This window comes from Jiangella alba, assembly GCF_900106035.1.
GTDB classification, from domain to species: Bacteria; Actinomycetota; Actinomycetes; order Jiangellales; family Jiangellaceae; genus Jiangella; species Jiangella alba.
On record NZ_FNUC01000004.1, the window covers coordinates 2,212,332 to 2,228,160 of the forward strand.

Below are 15,829 nucleotides of genomic sequence, written 5' to 3' on the forward strand. Positions count from 1 at the left end.
TGACTCATGGTAGACCGCACTCGACATTCGGGACAGTCGACGCCGTACGATCCCTTTCGTGCGCCGGCTCGGGGGGAAGCCGCGCCGCCTGGTGATGGTGGGCGCGTTGCTGCTGCTCGCGGTGGTCGTCGTCGAGCTGCGGTTGTTCGTGTTCCCGCCGGCCGACACGCCATCGCGGGCCGACGCCGTCGTGATCCTGGGCGGCCCCGGCGACCGGCTGGGCCGCGGCTGGGACCTCGCCCGCGACGACGTCGCGCCGGTCGTCGTCACGTTCGTGCCGGACCCGCGGCTGTGCGAGCCGCTGGGCGACGACCCGGAGGAGATCTGCCTGACGCCGGAGCCGTCGACGACCCGCGGCGAGGCGCGCATGGTGGCCGAGCTGGCGCGCGAACGGGACTGGGACCACCTGGTGGTGGTGACGGCGGCCAGCCAGGCCGAACGCGCCCGCATCCGGCTGGAGCGCTGCTTCGACGGCGACCTCGACCTCGTGACGGTGCGCGAGGACGGACTGGCCCAGCAGATCTTCCGGGTGTTCTACGAGAACGGCGCGATGATCAAGGCGCTGGCCTTCCAACGCGACTGCTGATCTCCCGCTCGACGTGTCCCGACCTGCCCGGTAGTCTCCTTTCGAGGTGTATTCCGGGCGGGGGGCTCGGAACGCCGCAACGGGCCTGTGGGCCTGGGGGGCAATATGCGTGTGCTCGTGACGGGCGACCGTGGCTACATCGGCGCCGTCCTGGTTCCCTTCTTCCGCCGCCATGGTCACGACGTCGTGGGGCTCGACGCCGGCTGGTACGACGGCTGCGACTTCGGCGCGTTCGCGCCGGGCGAGTCGAGGTCCGGTGACGTCCGCGACGTCACCGTCGACGACCTCGCCGGCTTCGACGCGATCATCCACCTGGCGGCCATCTCGAACGACCCGATCGGGCACCTGAACCCGGACGCGACGCTGGCGGTCAACGCCTCCGCGCCGGTGTACCTGGCCCGCACCGCCAAGCAGGCCGGCGTCACGCGGTTCCTGTTCTCGTCGTCCTGCTCGCTGTACGGCGCCGCCGGCAGCGCGCCGGTGGCCGAGGACGCGCCGTTCAACCCCGTCACGCCGTACGGCGAGAGCAAGATCGTCGCCGAGGCGCAGCTGTCCGAGCTGGCCGGCGACGACTTCAGCCCGACGTACCTGCGCAACGCCACGGCGTACGGCTCGTCGCCGCGGCTGCGTGCCGACATCGTCGTCAACAACCTCACCGGCACCGCGCACACCCGCGGCGAGGTGCGGCTGCAGAGCGACGGCACCCCGTGGCGGCCGCTGGTGCACATCGAGGACATCTCGCGGGCCTTCCTCGCCGCGCTCGAGGCGCCGCGCGAGGTCGTTCACGACCAGGCGTTCAACGTCGGCCGCGACGAGGACGTCATGCAGATCCGCGACATCGCCGAGCAGGTCTCCGACATCGTCGGCGTGCCGGTGACGTTCGCCCGGAACGCCGGCCCGGACCAGCGCGACTACCGCGTCGACTTCTCCAAGATCCACGAGCTGCTGCCGGCCTTCGCGCCGCGGTGGACGGTGCCCGACGGCATCCGCGAGCTGTCCGCCGACTTCGGCCGCATCGGCATCACCGCCGACGACTTCGAGGGCGCCCGGTACGTGCGGCTGGCCCGGGTCCGCGAGCTGATCGACGCCGGCCGGCTGGACGCCGAACTGCGCCTGCGGGTCGAGCAGGTGGCCCGATGAGCGCCCCGGCCTGCCGGCTCTGCGGCGCCGAGCTCACGCACACGTTCGTCGACCTCGGCATGTCGCCGCCGTGCGAGGCGATCCTCGAGGCCGGCCAGCTCGACCGCGGCGAGACGTTCTACCCGCTGCACGTGCGCATCTGCCCGCAGTGCCTGCTGGTGCAGTTGCCGGCCTACATCCCGGCCGAGGAGATCTTCACGCACTACGCGTACTTCTCCTCCTACAGCGACTCGTGGGTGGCGCACGCCAAGGCGTTCGTCGACGGCGCGGCCGACCGCCTCGGCCTGCATGCCGGCTCCTTCGTCGTCGAGGTGGCCAGCAACGACGGCTACCTGCTGCAGCACGTGGTCGCCCGCGGCGTCCGCTGCCTGGGCATCGAGCCGGCGGCGAACGTGGCGCAGGCGGCGCTCGACAAGGGCATCCCGACCGAGGTGCGCTTCCTCGGCGAGACCACCGGCGCCGAGGTGGCGGCGGCCAACGGCCGGGCCGACCTCGTCGTCGCCAACAACGTGTTCGCGCACGTGCCCGACATCGTCGACTTCGCCAAGGGGCTGCGGGCGCTGGTGGCCGACGACGGCTACGTCAGCATCGAGATCCCGCACCTGCTCCGGCTGGTCGAGGGCCGCGAGTACGACACCATCTACCACGAGCACTACTCGTACCTGTCGCTGCTGACGACGCAGCGGGTGCTGGCGGCCGCCGGCCTCACCGTCGTCGACGTCGACGAGCTGCCGACGCACGGCGGCTCGCTGCGCACGTGGTCGACGCCGGCCGAGAACGCGGGCGCGCCCAGTGCCGCCGTCGCGAAGGTGCTCGCCGACGAGGCCGCGGCCGGGCTGCACACGCTGGAGGGCCACGCCGGCTTCAGCGAGGTCGTCGCCGACGTCCGCAACGATCTCGTCGAGTTCCTCGTCGAGTGCTCCCGCAAGGGCGCGAAGGTGGCCGGGTACGGCGCGCCCGGCAAGGGCAACACGCTGCTCAACCACTGCGGCATCCGGTCGGACCTACTCGCGTTCACCGTCGATCGCAACCCGTTCAAGCACGGGAAGTTCCTGCCCGGCACGCACATCCCGGTGCACCCGGTCGAGCGGCTGGCCGAGGAGAAGCCCGACTACGTGCTGATCCTGCCGTGGAACCTGCGCACCGAGATCGCCGCGCAGCTGGAGTACGTGGGTGAGTGGGGCGGGCAGCTGGTGGTCCCGTTGCCGTCCCTGGAGATCGTCCACCCCGGGAGGTGACGACATGAAGGTCGTGCTGTTCTGCGGCGGGTACGGCATGCGCATGCGCAGCGGCCAGGACTCCGCGCCGAAGCCGATGATGACCGTCGGCGACCGGCCGGTTCTCTGGCACGTCATGCGCTACTACGCGCACTTCGGCCACACCGAGTTCATCCTGTGCCTCGGCTACGGCGCGCAGTCGGTGAAGGACTACTTCCTCGACTACCGCGAGACCGCGTCCAACGACTTCGTGCTCAGCGACGGCGGCAACCGGGTCGAGCTGCTGAGCTCGGACATCAGCGACTGGCGCATCACGTTCGCCGACACCGGCATGGACTCCGAGATCGGCGAGCGGCTGCGCCGGGTGCGCCACCACCTCGACGGCGACGAGGTGTTCCTCGCCAACTACGGCGACGTGCTCACCGACGCCCCGATGGACCGCATCGTCGACCGCTTCCTCGCCACCGACGACGTCGGCAGCATGCTCACAGTCCGGCCGCACCACTCGTTCCACGTGGTCGACGTCGACGCCGACTCCAAGATCGTCGGGTTCCTGCCGGCCGAGGACATGGACGTGCGCATCAACGGCGGCTTCTTCGTGCTGCGCCAGAGCATCTTCGACTACCTCGAGCCCGGCGACGACCTCGTGATGCACGGGTGCGCCCGGGCCGCCAAGGACGGGCGGATGCTGGCCGTCCCGTACGACGGCTTCTGGGCGCCGATGGACACCCTCAAGGAGCGGACGATGCTGGAGGAGCTGCACAAGCGGGGTTCGGCGCCCTGGGAGCTCTGGCGGACCGCGCCGTGATGCCGCTGACGCTGCCGCCCGGCGAGCTGGAGGTGCTGTGCCTCGGCGCGCACCCGGACGACATCGAGATCGGCTGCGGCGGCACCCTGCTGACCCTGGCCACCGCTCGTGACGTGCGGGCCACCGCCCTCGTCCTCACCGGCGCGGGCGAGCGGCGCGACGAGGCGCTGAAGGCGACCGAGCGGTTCCTGCCGGGCGCCGCGGTCGACGTCCGCGTCGCCGGGCTGCGCGACGGCCGGCTCCCGGCCGCCTGGGACGACGTCAAGGACACCCTGGAGGACGCCGCGCGCACGCTGCGCCGCCCGGACGTCGTCTTCGCGCCGCGCCGCGACGACGCGCACCAGGACCACCGGCTGATCGCCGAGCTGGTCCCCACCGTCTGGCGCGACGCGCTGGTGCTCGGCTACGAGATCCCCAAGTGGGACGGCGACCTCGGCCCGGTCAACCACTACGTGCCGCTGTCGGCCGAGGTGGCCCGCCGCAAGGTCGACCTGCTCGACGACAGCTTCCCGTCCCAGGCCGGCCGCGACTGGTGGGACGAGGAACTGTTCCTCGGCCTGCTCCGGCTGCGCGGCATGGAGTGCCGCAGCCGCTACGCCGAGGCGTTTACCGTGGCGAAGGCGACGCTGACCTTCTGACGTCGTTGCGGCGCCAGAACGCCATCAACGGCGTCGCGACGTACTTGTCGCCGGGCGCGGCGACCTGCAGCACCCGTTCGTGCGGCGATTGATGGTCCAGCCGCCACAGGGCCCCAATGGCTCCCATGACGATGGCGATCACGCCCACGAACGTGGCGAAGGAGAACGAGTCGAACGTGGCGCTGACCATGAGGCCGACGGGCATGGCGACGGCCAGGGCCTGGGCGAGGTGGCGGGTCTCCTGGTCGGCGCCGCGCAGCCGCAGGCTGCGGCCGACGAAGTAGGGCGCCAGGAAGAAGATCGTCAGGCCCGTGACGCCCAGGACGCCGCCGGCCAGCAGCGTCATGTAGAGCTGGTTGTCCAGCAGGATGTACTCCGACGGGATGACGGTGCCGGCGCCGCGGCCGAACCAGGGCCGCAGCTCCCAGAGGTTCACGACGTAGTCGGTGCGGGCGATGCGGTCCTGGACGCTGGGGTCGTCCTCGGCGTTGGTGAACAGCGCCCGGATGGTCCCCAGCACGCCCGGCTGCAGCACGTGGAACGCGGCCGTGGCCACGACGCCGAGGATGAGGGCGTTGTAGCGCTGCCGCCACGGCCACACCGTGGCCATCAGCACCATCCCCATGATCACCGCGAGTGTCGCCGAGCGGGAGATGGCGAACGGGATGCCGGCGGCGATCAGCCCGACCGCCACCCAGAGCCAGCGGCGCTGCGACCCGGGCCGGGCGAACATGGCGTAGTGCAGGGCGATCGGCAGCACGAGCGCCAGCACCACACCGAACTCGATGTAGTGGTTGGCCGTCGACGCCACGCGAGCGAACTCCGGGCCGCCGCGCGCGCCGATGCCGATGAGGTCGGAGTTCAGCGACAGCCCGGGCAGCTTGATGTACTGGACGAGGTCGACGATGCGCAGGAACTGCAGCGCGCCGATGGCCGCCATCACGGCGGTGAAGCCGACCAGCGCCTTGAGCACGGTGTCGAGCTGCTTGCGGGTGGCGATGCCGTCGGCGGTCGCCAGCGCGATGCCGGCCGTCGCCAGGACGAAGATGATCCACCGGTCCGCGGCGCTGGCCTCGATGACGGGCAGCCCGCGGTCGTAGCCCACGGCGTAGCCGACCAGCTCGACCGCCACCCAGATGCCGACGACCCAGCGGATCGGCTGCGAGCCGCTGGGCAGCTGGCCGTTGCGGAACACCGACATCAGCCAGAGGAACACCAGCAGCAGGCCGAGCGCCACCGACGGCCGGCCGACGGCGCCCATGCCGCCGATGACCATGCGCGCCGGGATGAGGAACTGGGCGGCGAGGAACGCGATGAGCAGGACGACGGTGTCGGGCCGGCGGCGGCGCAGCAGCACCGGCTGCCAGTCGTGCCGGACGACGTCGAGGTTGCGGGGATGGCGCAGCAGCACCGGCTCCCGGGAGTCCCGCTTCCGGCGGCCGGAACGTGGGGCGACGACGGCCCCGGTGCCGCTCATCGCTTCCGCGAGGTCTCGGGCTCTGCGGGCTCGGCGTCGGTACCGGCGTCCTGCTCGCGCTTGCTCTTGCGCAGCTGGCGCTTGGTGAACTCGGGATCGAAGAACGGATTGCGCTGCGGCCGCTCGCGCTGCTCGTGCTCGATGGCCTCTTCGAGGCTGTGATCGCCCGGCCAGACCCATTCGTTGGTGTTGATCAGGGCGCTGTTGATGCTCGGGCTGGCCGTGCCGAGGCCGCCGTGGTCGTCGTCGGGCGGGGCCCCGTTCGTGGTGGCCGGCTCGGCCTTGCGGCGGGGCAGTTCGGCCGGCGGTGCGGCCTCGGTTTCGGCGTCGGGCTCGGCCGGGCCGGTGCCGGCGGTCTCGGCTTCGGCGTCGGCCGCGGACTCGCGGCGCTTCTCGCCGCGGGCCCGCTTCCGCTCACCGCCGAGACCGCGGGCCCGGGCCCGCTTCCAGAGCCCGATGATGTCGTCGAACAGGACCGCGACGAGCAGGGAGACCCCGGCGCCGAGGACGCCGACGACGGCCTGGACCCGCAGCTTGCCCTCCTGGACGGCGGCGATGACCGTGGGCGGCTCGAGCACCTGCAGGCCCACCTGCGCCGTCGGCGGGATGCCGGCCGCCTCCTGGCGGCTGACCAGCTCAGCCGCGGCGACGTCGATGAGCGCGGTGCCGGTGGCGACCGCGTCCTCGGGGTCACCGGAGCGGATGGAGAGGTACGCGATGGAGCTGCGCGACTGTGGTGTGACCTCGTAGGCGCCGCCGTGACCGGCGGCGGCGAGCGCGGTGCGCGTCTCGACGCTGTTCAGCACGATGGTCGCGACCTCGTTGGCGCCGCTGAGGTCGCCGTACGGGTTGGGCAGCTCGGTCTCGCCGGGCCCGGCCACGTACATGATGGTGGCGGTGGCCTGGTACTCGGGTGCCACGCTGTTACCGGCGCTGACGGCGCCGAGGCCGGTCAGCGCGAGCAGGGGCAGCAGGACATACCAGCGGCGCAAGGCCGCAAGAGTGATTCGCCAGACGTCCACGTATTGCCCCCCAGCACGTGCTGCCTCGTCACGAGGCTTGCTCCATGGTAGGCGTGGATCACCAGCGCGGCAAAGCGGAACAGTCGCGCCAATCGACGATGTCGGACATACTTGCAGTGTCTTGCACTGTGGGGGGGCCACGTGGAGGGAATACGACTCTGTCTTGCCGGCGCGTCGATCGGCAACGGCAACAGAGGCGTCGAAGCGCTGGGGCGTTCGGTACTCGATGTCATCGACGCGGTCGCGCCGGGCGGCCAGGTCACCGCGTTCGACGACGGCTGGGGCGTGCGCCCGGACACGTCGGGACGGTACCCGTCCACGACGGTCGAGTTCGCCGGCGTCCGCACGTCGCGGCGCTGGCACCGGCCGGAGAGCTGGGCCCGCATCCGGGTCGCGCAGGCCTTCGGCGGACGGGGCAACCCGGTGGCCACGCGCATCGCCCGGGCCGACGCCGTCGCCGACATCAGCGGCGGCGACAGCTTCACCGACCTGTACGGACCGGTCCGGCTGCACTCGGTCGCCGCGCCGAAGCTGGCCGCCGTGCGGGCCGGCCGGCCACTGGTGCTGCTGCCGCAGACGTACGGCCCGTTCGACACCCCCGAAGGGCAGGTGCTGGCGCAGCGGCTGATCCGCTCGGCGTCGCTGGCCTACGCGCGTGACCCGCACAGCTACCAGCGGCTGCTCGAGCTGGCCGGTCCCGGCGCCGACACCTCCCGGCTGCGCGACGGCGTCGACGTCGCGTTCGCGCTGCGCCCGCGCCGGCCGGCGGCGCACGTCGCCGACGTCGTCGTGGCCTGGGCCGCGGACGAGGTCGTCGCGGGCGTCAACGTCAGCGGGCTGCTGCGCGACGCCGCCGGGCGGGAGCGGTTCGGGCTGGCCGGCGACTACGTCGCGACGATGACGGAGCTGGTCCGCACCCTGATCGCGGCCGGCGCCCGGATGCTGCTGGTGCCGCACGTGCAGGTGCCCGGCGGCCAGGGCGAGAGCGACATCGCCGCCATCGAGCAGGTGCTGGGGGAGCTGACGCCGGCCGAGCGCGAGCGCGCCACCGTCGTGCCGCCCGAGCTGGACGCGGCCGAGCTGAAGTGGTGCATCGCGCAGTGCGACTGGTTCGCCGGCAGCCGCATGCACGCCACCATCGGCGCGCTGTCGTCGCGGGTGCCGGCCTTCGGCTACGCCTACAGCCTCAAGACGTTGGGCGTCTTCGAGACCTGCGGCATGGGCGCCCAGGTCGCCGACGCGCGCGAGCTCGCCGGACCGGCCGCGGTCGAGGCCATGGCGGCCTCGTTCCACGCCCGCTCCACCAGCCGCGACCTGCTGGCCGAGACCGTGCCCGGCGTCGTCGACCGCGCCCGCGGGCAGCTCGCGGACATCGTCCAGGACGTGCTCGGCTGGCGGCACGACGCCGACCGGCGGGGAGCGATCGCGTGACCACCAGGCCCGGCTCGATCCAGGAAGTCGTCGACGCGCACCTGTGCAGCGGCTGCGGCACCTGCGCGTTCCTCGAGCCCGACGCGCTGCGGATGGCCGACGTGCCCGGCGCCGGGCGGCGGCCGCTGCCGATCGCTAGCGTCAACGGCCGCGTGGCCGGCGCGGCGCTCGCGGCCTGCCCGGGCGCCCGGCTGGAACACGGGGCCGGCGCGCTGGACGGCGCTCCGCTGGGCGGCAGCTGGGGCCCGGTCCTGGCGCTCTACGAGTGCTGGGCCACCGATCCCGAGGTCCGGCACCGGGGCTCGTCCGGCGGCGTGATCAGCGCGCTCGCCGCGCACGCCGTCACGTCCGGCGCGGCCACCGGCGTCCTGCAGGTGCAGGCCCGCGCGGACGCGCCGCTGGAGAACGAGACCGTCCGCAACCGCACGTACGCCGACATCGTCGCCGCGGCCGGGTCGCGGTACTCGCCGGCCAGTCCGGGGGAGCGGCTGGACCTCGTCGAGGAGGCCGACGGGCGCAGCGTCGTCGTCGGCAAGCCGTGTGACATCGCCGCCACCCGGCAGGCGGCGCGGCTGCGGCCGTCGCTGGGCGCGAAGGTCGGGCTGACCATCGGCATCTTCTGCGCCGGCACACCGACGACCCAGGGCACCGAGGAGGTGGTCCGGCGGCTCGGCGTCGACCCGGGCGACGTCACGAAGCTGGACTACCGCGGCGAGGGCTGGCCGGGCCGGTTCCGGCTGCGCACCGGCGACGGCCGGACGCCGTCGTTCAGCTACGAGGAGTCGTGGGGCGAGACGCTGCAGAAGCACCGGCAGTGGCGCTGCATGATCTGCCCGGACCACACCAGCGAGTTCGCCGACCTCGCCGTCGGCGACCCCTGGTACCGCACGGTGCGCGACGGCGAGCCGGGGCGGTCGCTGGTGGTGGTCCGCACCGAGGCCGGCCGGGCCGCGCTGGAGGCGGCGCTGCGCGACGGCGCCGTCGAGGGCGGGCCGATCCCGCTGGAGCGGCTGCCGCAGTCGCAGCCGAACCTCGCCGCGACCCGCGGCGCCGTCTGGGCCCGGGTGCGGACGATGCGGCTGGCCGGGCTGCCCGCACCCGACTACGCCGGCCTGCCGTCGTTCCGGCTCTGGCTGGCGCTGGGCTGGCGCGACAAGCTCCGGTCGACGGCCGGAACGCTGCGCCGGATCAAGGCCAAGCGGCTGCGCGAGCCCGAGCCGCGCCCGATGCGGGAGGTGGCGTGATGGGGCACCGCGCCGACATCGTCATGATCACCTACCGCAGCGCCGGCTACCTGCACCTCAGCCTGCCGCGGCTGCTCGAGACCTGCGGCCCGGACGACCGCGTCTGGCTGTGGCACAACGGCGACGACGAAGCCACCATCGAGGCGCTGCGGCCCTACCGCGACGACCCCCGCGTGTACCGCTACCACCACAGCCGCGAGAATGTCCGGCTGCGCCCGCCGACGTCCTGGCTGTGGACCGAGTCCGAGGCGCGGTTCGTGTCCAAGGTCGACGACGACTGCCTGGTCGAGCCCGGCTGGCTGGACACCTTCACCGCCGCACACGACGCCAACCCCGACTTCGGCGTCATCGGCAGCTGGCGGCACCCCGACGAGGACTTCCGGCCCGAGCTGGCCCGGCGCAAGATCCAGACGTTCCGCGACGGCCACCAGCTGATGCGCAACCTGTGGGTCCAGGGCAGCGGCTACCTGATGCCACGCTCGTACGTCGAGCGGCTCGGCGTGCTCGGCGAGACCGAGTCGTTCACCGGGTACTGCCTGCGGGTGGCCCGCGCCGGCGGCGTCAACGGCTACTACTTCCCGTTCGTCCCCGAGGACCACATGGACGACCCGCGCTCGCCGCACACGCTGGTGCGCACCGACGCCGAGCTGGCCGCGCGGATGCCGCTCTCGGCGCAGGCCAACGGCGTCCGGACGGTCGACGACTGGCTCGCCCAGCTGCGGCAGAGCGCCTACGTCCTGCAGACGGCGTCGCTGAACCCGAACGCCTACCGCGGCTGGCGGCGCCGGGCCAAGGCGGTCCGCAACCGGGTGCAGCGGCTGGTCGGGAAGCCGGCGACGTGGTGATGCCGCCGGTGCCGGCCCCGGCGGCCGTCGACGACGGCGCGTCGGCGGCGGACGTCGTCCTGGTCACGGTCACGTACAGCAGCGCCGCGATCGTCGAGCGGTTCCTGCGGGCGCTGCCGGCGGCGCTCGACGGCCTCGGGTCGGCGCAGGTGGTGGTGGTCGACAACGACTCCGCCGACGGCACCGTCGAGCGGGTGGTCGAGCTCGCGCCCTGGGCCGTCGCGGTGAAGGCGGGCGCGAACCTCGGCTACGGCGCGGGCCTCAACCTCGGCATCGGGCACGTGCCCGCGCGGCGCGGCGTCCTGGTGCTGAACCCGGACGCCGTCCTGCAGCCGGGTGCGGTGCGCCGCCTGCTCGACGCCGTCGAGGCCGACCCCGCGGTGGGCATCGCCGTCCCCCGCATCGTCGACGCGTCCGGGCGGCTGAAGTTCTCGCTGCGCCGCGAGCCGACCATCGCGCGGGCGGTCGGCGAGGCCGTGCTCGGCGGCCACCGCGCGGCCCGCTTCCCGCTGCTCGGCGACCAGATCCGCGACCCGTCCCGGTACGTCGACGGCGCCACCGCCGACTGGGCCACCGGCGCGGCGATGTTCCTGTCCCGCCGGGTGCTCGACGCCGTCGGGCCGTGGTCGGAGGAGTTCTTCCTCTACTCCGAGGAGACCGACTACGCCCTGCGCGCCCGCGACGCCGGCTTCCGCCTCGGCTACGTCCGCGACGCCGTCGCCGCGCACCCCGGCGGCGACATGGAGCGCTCGCCGTGGCTGTGGAGCCTCGTGGCGGTGAACCGCACCAAGCTGTACCGCAAGCGGCACGGGCCGTTGCGCTCCGCCGTCTACTGGGGCGTCGTCGTGTTCAACGAGGCGGTCCGCGCCGCGCTGGGACGGCGCACCAGCCGGGCCGCGCTGGCCGCCCTGCTGCGCGGCCGGGTCTCGCCGCCGGTCACCGGCCGGAACGGGGGACCGGGCGCACCGATCCGGCCGTGATCGTGTCGCCCGTAGGGCTGGCGAGCGCTCGTTCCAGGGAGGTGAAGAGGGAGAGGACGGCCGGCGCCTCGAAGACACGATGGCGCTGTCTCCCGATGTTGCGCTGGACCAGCACCCCGGCCTCGACGAGCCGGTTGACGGCGGCACCTGCCGCGACGGCCGACCGCTTGTCAGCGCGGCGGCGGAGTCGACGGTGACCAGCGGAACCCCGGGAAGCACGGTGAGAAGGAGGTCGAGGGCCGAACCGGCTCGGACCCGGCCGAGGTCCGCTCGCCACTGCCGCACCAGGTCGTCGATCCTCGTCGCGTACCCCTGCGCGTCGGCGCAGGCACGGCGGGTGGCCACGGCGAACATCCGCAGCCAGGTGGCAGCGGCCTCCGAACGTGCGGAGCTGTTCGCCTCTCCCACGTGGCGGAACGAGGTCAGGCCCGAGACGTAATCCTTCGACCACGTGGCCAGGACGAGGCTGATCGGCGGGACGAAGAGGGGTGCGAGGCCGCGGCGACGCAGCACGACGTGGATGAGCGCCCGCCCAACCCGCCCGTTCCCGTCGCCGAACGGGTGGATGGTCTCGAACTGGGCGTGTGCGAGTGCGGCCTGGACCAGCGGCGAATGGTCGTCGCCGGACGCGTAGCCGACGAGGTCGTGCAGGAGATCCTCGACCTGTTCGGGTGTGTCGCCGCCTCGAGCCAGGGCGGCTTCGGCCTCGATGAGCCCGCGCGGCCCGGCATGCAGTCCTTCGATCCGCGATGACGCGACCGATTCCGCTCGCAGCAGGAAGCGCGCGAGACCGTCCAGGCTGGCATGCCGCGTGCCGTCCCGGTTGAGTGGTCGCCATCGTTGGCCGACCACCCCTCTGAGCCAAGGTTGCCAGTTGACCTCAACTTACGGCGTGCCGGCGGCGCGGTGCCGCCGGGTGAAGTCGGCCGCCCACAGGGCGGCGGTGGCGACCCGCGCGAGCAGCAGCGGCGGGGCATGTGGGCGGCCCGCGACGACGGCGTCGGCCGCGGCGGCGAGCGCGTCGCCCTTCAAGGGTCCGCCGGCCTCGGCGCCCGCGCGCAGCATGCCCGCCAGCCGGTCCGCGTAGACGGGCCTGGTGCGCAGCAGCAGCTCGGCGGGGAACACCGCCGCCTTCTCGTCCAGGACGTCGGCGAAGTAGGAGACGCCGGTCCGGGCGCGCGCGATCGCGGCGAGCCGCCCCGTGGCGCGCCGCCCGCCGCGGCGCAGGCCGGAGACCGGGTGCTCGGCGGTCATCCGCAGCCACTGCCGGGGGAACGACTCGTCGCCGGTCCAGAAGAGGTGCGTCAGGGCGGCCGGCGGATTGCCGTCGTCGCTGCGCGGGATGTCCGCGGTGCGCGTGACGGCCTCGCGGTGGATGCGCAGGTAGAGGCGCCCGTTCCGGCGGTGCTCCGGCCGCAGCCGGGTCAGGTACTCCAGGAACCGGCCGTCCAGGAACGGTGTCTCGACGTACACGCCGCCGCGCCGCATGGCGTTGACCATCATGTTGCCCCAGCGGGTCTGCCGGTTGGCCACCTGCCAGAACGTGATCATGTCCGAACGCTGGGCGAAGTCCCAGGGCTGCAGGGAGTCCAGGATGCTCTCCTGGACGGCCGTGGCCATGCCCGCGGCCAGCCCGGCGTCGGCCAGGAACGGCTGGAGGTGCGGCACCGCCCCCGCGTACCGGCCCCAGACCGCCCGCGCGATCTCCGCCCGGCCGGTCAGCCCGTGCGCCTTCTCGTCGCCCCAGAGCGGACCGCCCGCGTGGCCGTTGATGACGGTGCCGGCCTGCGCCCGGATCGCGTCGAGGAACCAGGTGTCGTACAGCTCCGCGGGGGTGTGGGCGCCGTCGAGGCGCGTGGTCTCGGCGACGGCGTCGGCGAGCAGGCGGTCGTCGGTCACCGGCAGCGTCAGGTGCGGCAGCCGCACGCGGTCGGCCACCTGGGCGGCGGTGCGCGTCTCGCGGTTGCGCTGGGAGCCGTAGGTGAACGTCGTCAGCTCGGCGCCGAGGTCGCTGACGGCGGCGGCGACGGCCCGGCTGTCGAGCCCGCCGCTGAGACTCACCGCGGTGTCGGCGGCCGGGTGGCGGTCGAGGATGCCGGCGATGACGGACGGCCACAGCTCCCGGAACTCGGCCACGGCCTCGTCGTCGGTGAGCCGGGTGCTGGACGGCAGGAAGATCGGCGTCGACGTCACCTCGGCGGGGGCGCCGGGCCGCCAGGTCAGCGTGGCTCCCGGCGGCAGGATGCGCGCCGCCGCCAGCACGGTGCGCTCGCCGATCGGGTGCAGCATGGTCAGGTACTCGAGCAGGCCCAGCTCGTCGACGTCGGGAGGGGCGCCGAGCGACACCAGCGACGCCAGGTGGGTCGAGACGAGCAGCTGGTCGTCGGCCAGCGCCCAGAAGACCGGGATCATGCCGACGCCGTCGTTGCGGACCTCGACCGTGCCGTCGGCGCCGGCGGTGACCACCACGTGCCGGCGCTCGGCGCCGGCCGTGCGGTCCAGCCCGATGCCGGCCGCCGGTCCGGCCGTGACCTCGGGGACGCCGACGGCCACCTGCAGGGTGTCGCCGGTCCGGCCCACCGAGCCGGCGCCGCCGCCGGCCGGTGAACAGGTCACCAGCGCGGCGGCGGCGGTCGCGGTCTCGGTACGGTCGTGCCCTTGTGCGCCCGGCAGCAAGGCGGCGGCCCGCTGGACGGCACTGCTGCGCGCGGCGGCCGCACCGCCTCGCCCAGCGCCGGCCACCACCAGCAGCTCGTGCGACAAGGGCCCCCCGTTCTAGGTCAGCCTCCGACCGGTTTCCCGGTGTCAGCCCAGACGTTACCGCTCCACTCGTTTCCGTTCCCGCCGTCCCAGGCGGTCACCGGACCGTACTTGCCGCAGTCGGAGCTGTACTTGCGGCCGAACTGGTTGTCGATGTAGCTCACGTTGCTCGCGTTCGGGTACTTCTTGGAGTCGACCGATCCGCCGTAGGTGCAGTACGACCCGGTCGTGTTCAGGAGGTTGCCCTCGATGAGCACGTTCTCGACCGGCGAGAAGTCGCCGTACATCACCAGCGCGCCGGAGCAGCCGGGACCCTCGCAGTCGACGTTGTTGCCGGTGATGGTGTGGTCACCGCCGCCGTTGAGGCCGATGGCCGACCGGTGTGCGCCCGAGTTGGGGATGTAGTGGTTGGCGTGGATGTAGTTGCCGGTGATCACGGCGCCGTTGGTGATGCGCACCGCGCTGCCGACGTCGTGCACGCTGGAGTTGCGCAGCGTGTACGGGCACGGCGAGTAGACGGCGATGCTCTCGTCGTCCAGCTGCGACGTCCCCGTCACCTCGACGTACTCGATGACGACGTTGGTCGGGCAGCTGCCGTCGTTCTTCTTCGCGATGTGCAGGCCGTACTTGGCGTCGAACACCAGCCGCACGTCGCGGATGGTGACGTCGTCGTTGACGACCTTGATCCCCGAGGAGACCTCGAGGCCCTCGATGACCTGGCCGTCCTCGGACGTCGTGATGCCCTTGCTCGGCTTCAGGTCGGACGTGCGCGGTCCCGTGGTGTCCGCGGTCGGGAACGGGCCGTCAGGCTCCGGCGTCGACGGCTCCTCCGTCTCGGGAGGCTGGGTCTCTTCCGGCTCTTCGGTCTCGGTGGGCTCGGGCTCGGGCTCGGGCTCGGAGGTCGCCGTCTCCTCGGGGGTCGGCGTGGGGGTGGGTGTGGGGGTGGGGCGCTCCTTGTGCCAGCCCCACTTGTGGCCGCGGTGCGGCCTGTCCTTGGACGGCGATTCTTCGGACTTGCCGGCGAATCGAGCCGAACTCACGGTGTCGTCGGCGATCGCCGTCGGCGAGCCGCCGTCGGACTGCAGTGCGTTCGATGCCAGCGCTCCGCCGACGAGAACCGTGGCGACGAGGGTGGTGGCGACGACGATCTTCCGTCGCGTCCTCCGCGCTGGCGAGCGAGCGTACTTCGGCATGAAATCAAATCCCTGCTGATAGACAACGCCCCGGGGTCAGTGCCCGTGACCTGGTCGTGACCGTGCCCAATCAAACATGCCGTCTAACCTCACGCAAGCCTGTGACCTGCAGAAAGGTCTGAGAATGGTCCGGACCACTCGGTTCGGGCGAGCGCGCTGGACGGTCATGATCGCGTGGTGTGGCGCGGGCCGAGGCGGCGACCCGACCAGGGGAGATGACAACATTTCGGACTTTACGGGCAGCACTGATCATGGTCCGTCGCGAGGCGGGCCAGTTGTCCAAGATCTTCACAAAACCCGGGCCGAATGTGAGGTGGAACTCATGTCGCCGAGTCGTCTGCGACGCGCTGCGACGGTGCGGATACCGCGACGGCCAACTGGCCGGCCGGGTGTGAATGACGCACCGACGGAATGCGGATGCGCGTCGAATTCAACGGCCACCGGACCTCCCCCCTGTGCAGTCACGCTACACGTAGTCGATGCCGAGC

13 protein-coding genes and 1 pseudogene are annotated in these 15,829 nt (G+C 72.7%); 9 read left to right on the forward strand and 5 right to left on the reverse strand.

What is annotated here, in order from left to right; translation table 11 throughout:
- Positions 1-58 precede the first annotated feature (58 nt).
- From BLV02_RS28255 to BLV02_RS28275, 5 genes are all read left to right on the forward strand, one after another.
- Positions 59-586, forward strand: coding sequence for a YdcF family protein (locus tag BLV02_RS28255; RefSeq protein WP_083288828.1), 528 nt, complete (start codon positions 59-61; stop codon positions 584-586).
- A gap of 117 nt (positions 587-703) precedes the next feature.
- Complete coding sequence (locus tag BLV02_RS28260; RefSeq protein WP_216094324.1) at positions 704-1,726, forward strand: NAD-dependent epimerase/dehydratase family protein; 1,023 nt, start codon at positions 704-706, stop codon at positions 1,724-1,726.
- The gene (locus BLV02_RS28265; protein WP_069112572.1) at positions 1,723-2,964 is read left to right on the forward strand and encodes a class I SAM-dependent methyltransferase; all 1,242 of its coding nucleotides are present in this window, start codon (positions 1,723-1,725) and stop codon (positions 2,962-2,964) included. Before BLV02_RS28260 ends, BLV02_RS28265 begins: the two co-directional genes overlap by 4 nt.
- Positions 2,965-2,968: 4 nt before the next feature.
- Positions 2,969-3,751, forward strand: a complete 783-nt coding sequence (locus BLV02_RS28270; protein WP_069112573.1) for a sugar phosphate nucleotidyltransferase — start codon at positions 2,969-2,971, stop codon at positions 3,749-3,751.
- A complete protein-coding gene (locus BLV02_RS28275) occupies positions 3,751-4,389 on the forward strand; it encodes a PIG-L deacetylase family protein (protein WP_069112671.1) in 639 nt (212 codons plus the stop codon). The genes BLV02_RS28270 and BLV02_RS28275 overlap by 1 nt, the downstream gene beginning before the upstream one ends.
- Here BLV02_RS28275 and BLV02_RS28280 read toward each other — a convergent pair.
- A complete protein-coding gene (locus tag BLV02_RS28280; RefSeq protein WP_069112574.1) occupies positions 4,358-5,866 on the reverse strand; it encodes an O-antigen ligase family protein in 1,509 nt (502 codons plus the stop codon). The genes BLV02_RS28275 and BLV02_RS28280 overlap by 32 nt on opposite strands.
- Positions 5,863-6,858 carry a YveK family protein gene (locus BLV02_RS38100; RefSeq protein ID WP_069112575.1) on the reverse strand — a complete coding sequence of 332 codons (996 nt, stop codon included), beginning with the start codon at positions 6,856-6,858 and terminating at the stop codon, positions 5,863-5,865. Before BLV02_RS38100 ends, BLV02_RS28280 begins: the two co-directional genes overlap by 4 nt.
- A 171-nt stretch (positions 6,859-7,029) precedes the next feature.
- Here BLV02_RS38100 and BLV02_RS28290 point away from each other — a divergent pair, with 171 nt between their 5' ends.
- Genes BLV02_RS28290 through BLV02_RS28305 form a run of 4 tightly spaced genes read left to right on the forward strand, consistent with a single transcriptional unit; the run spans position 7,030 to position 11,388 of the window.
- Positions 7,030-8,319 (forward strand): polysaccharide pyruvyl transferase family protein, encoded by a 1,290-nt coding sequence (locus BLV02_RS28290; RefSeq protein ID WP_069112576.1) that lies wholly within the window; start codon positions 7,030-7,032, stop codon positions 8,317-8,319.
- Positions 8,316-9,563, forward strand: coding sequence for a Coenzyme F420 hydrogenase/dehydrogenase, beta subunit C-terminal domain (locus BLV02_RS28295; RefSeq protein ID WP_069112577.1), 1,248 nt, complete (start codon positions 8,316-8,318; stop codon positions 9,561-9,563). Before BLV02_RS28290 ends, BLV02_RS28295 begins: the two co-directional genes overlap by 4 nt.
- A complete protein-coding gene (locus BLV02_RS28300) occupies positions 9,563-10,408 on the forward strand; it encodes a glycosyltransferase family 2 protein (protein WP_069112578.1) in 846 nt (281 codons plus the stop codon). The genes BLV02_RS28295 and BLV02_RS28300 overlap by 1 nt, the downstream gene beginning before the upstream one ends.
- Positions 10,408-11,388, forward strand: coding sequence for a glycosyltransferase family 2 protein (locus BLV02_RS28305; RefSeq protein WP_069112579.1), 981 nt, complete (start codon positions 10,408-10,410; stop codon positions 11,386-11,388). Before BLV02_RS28300 ends, BLV02_RS28305 begins: the two co-directional genes overlap by 1 nt.
- Positions 11,389-11,955: 567 nt before the next feature.
- Here the strand turns inward: BLV02_RS28305 and BLV02_RS38105 are convergent.
- The 3 genes and pseudogenes from BLV02_RS38105 to BLV02_RS28325 all read right to left on the reverse strand — a co-directional run.
- A pseudogene (locus tag BLV02_RS38105) lies at positions 11,956-12,240 on the reverse strand (hypothetical protein); the annotation flags it as partial.
- 33 nt (positions 12,241-12,273) lie between these two features.
- Positions 12,274-14,151, reverse strand: a complete 1,878-nt coding sequence (locus tag BLV02_RS28320; RefSeq protein ID WP_069112581.1) for an asparagine synthase-related protein — start codon at positions 14,149-14,151, stop codon at positions 12,274-12,276.
- Positions 14,152-14,168: 17 nt separating this feature from the next.
- Positions 14,169-15,341 (reverse strand): polysaccharide lyase domain-containing protein, encoded by a 1,173-nt coding sequence (locus BLV02_RS28325; RefSeq protein ID WP_069112582.1) that lies wholly within the window; start codon positions 15,339-15,341, stop codon positions 14,169-14,171.
- Positions 15,342-15,829: the final 488 nt, after the last annotated feature.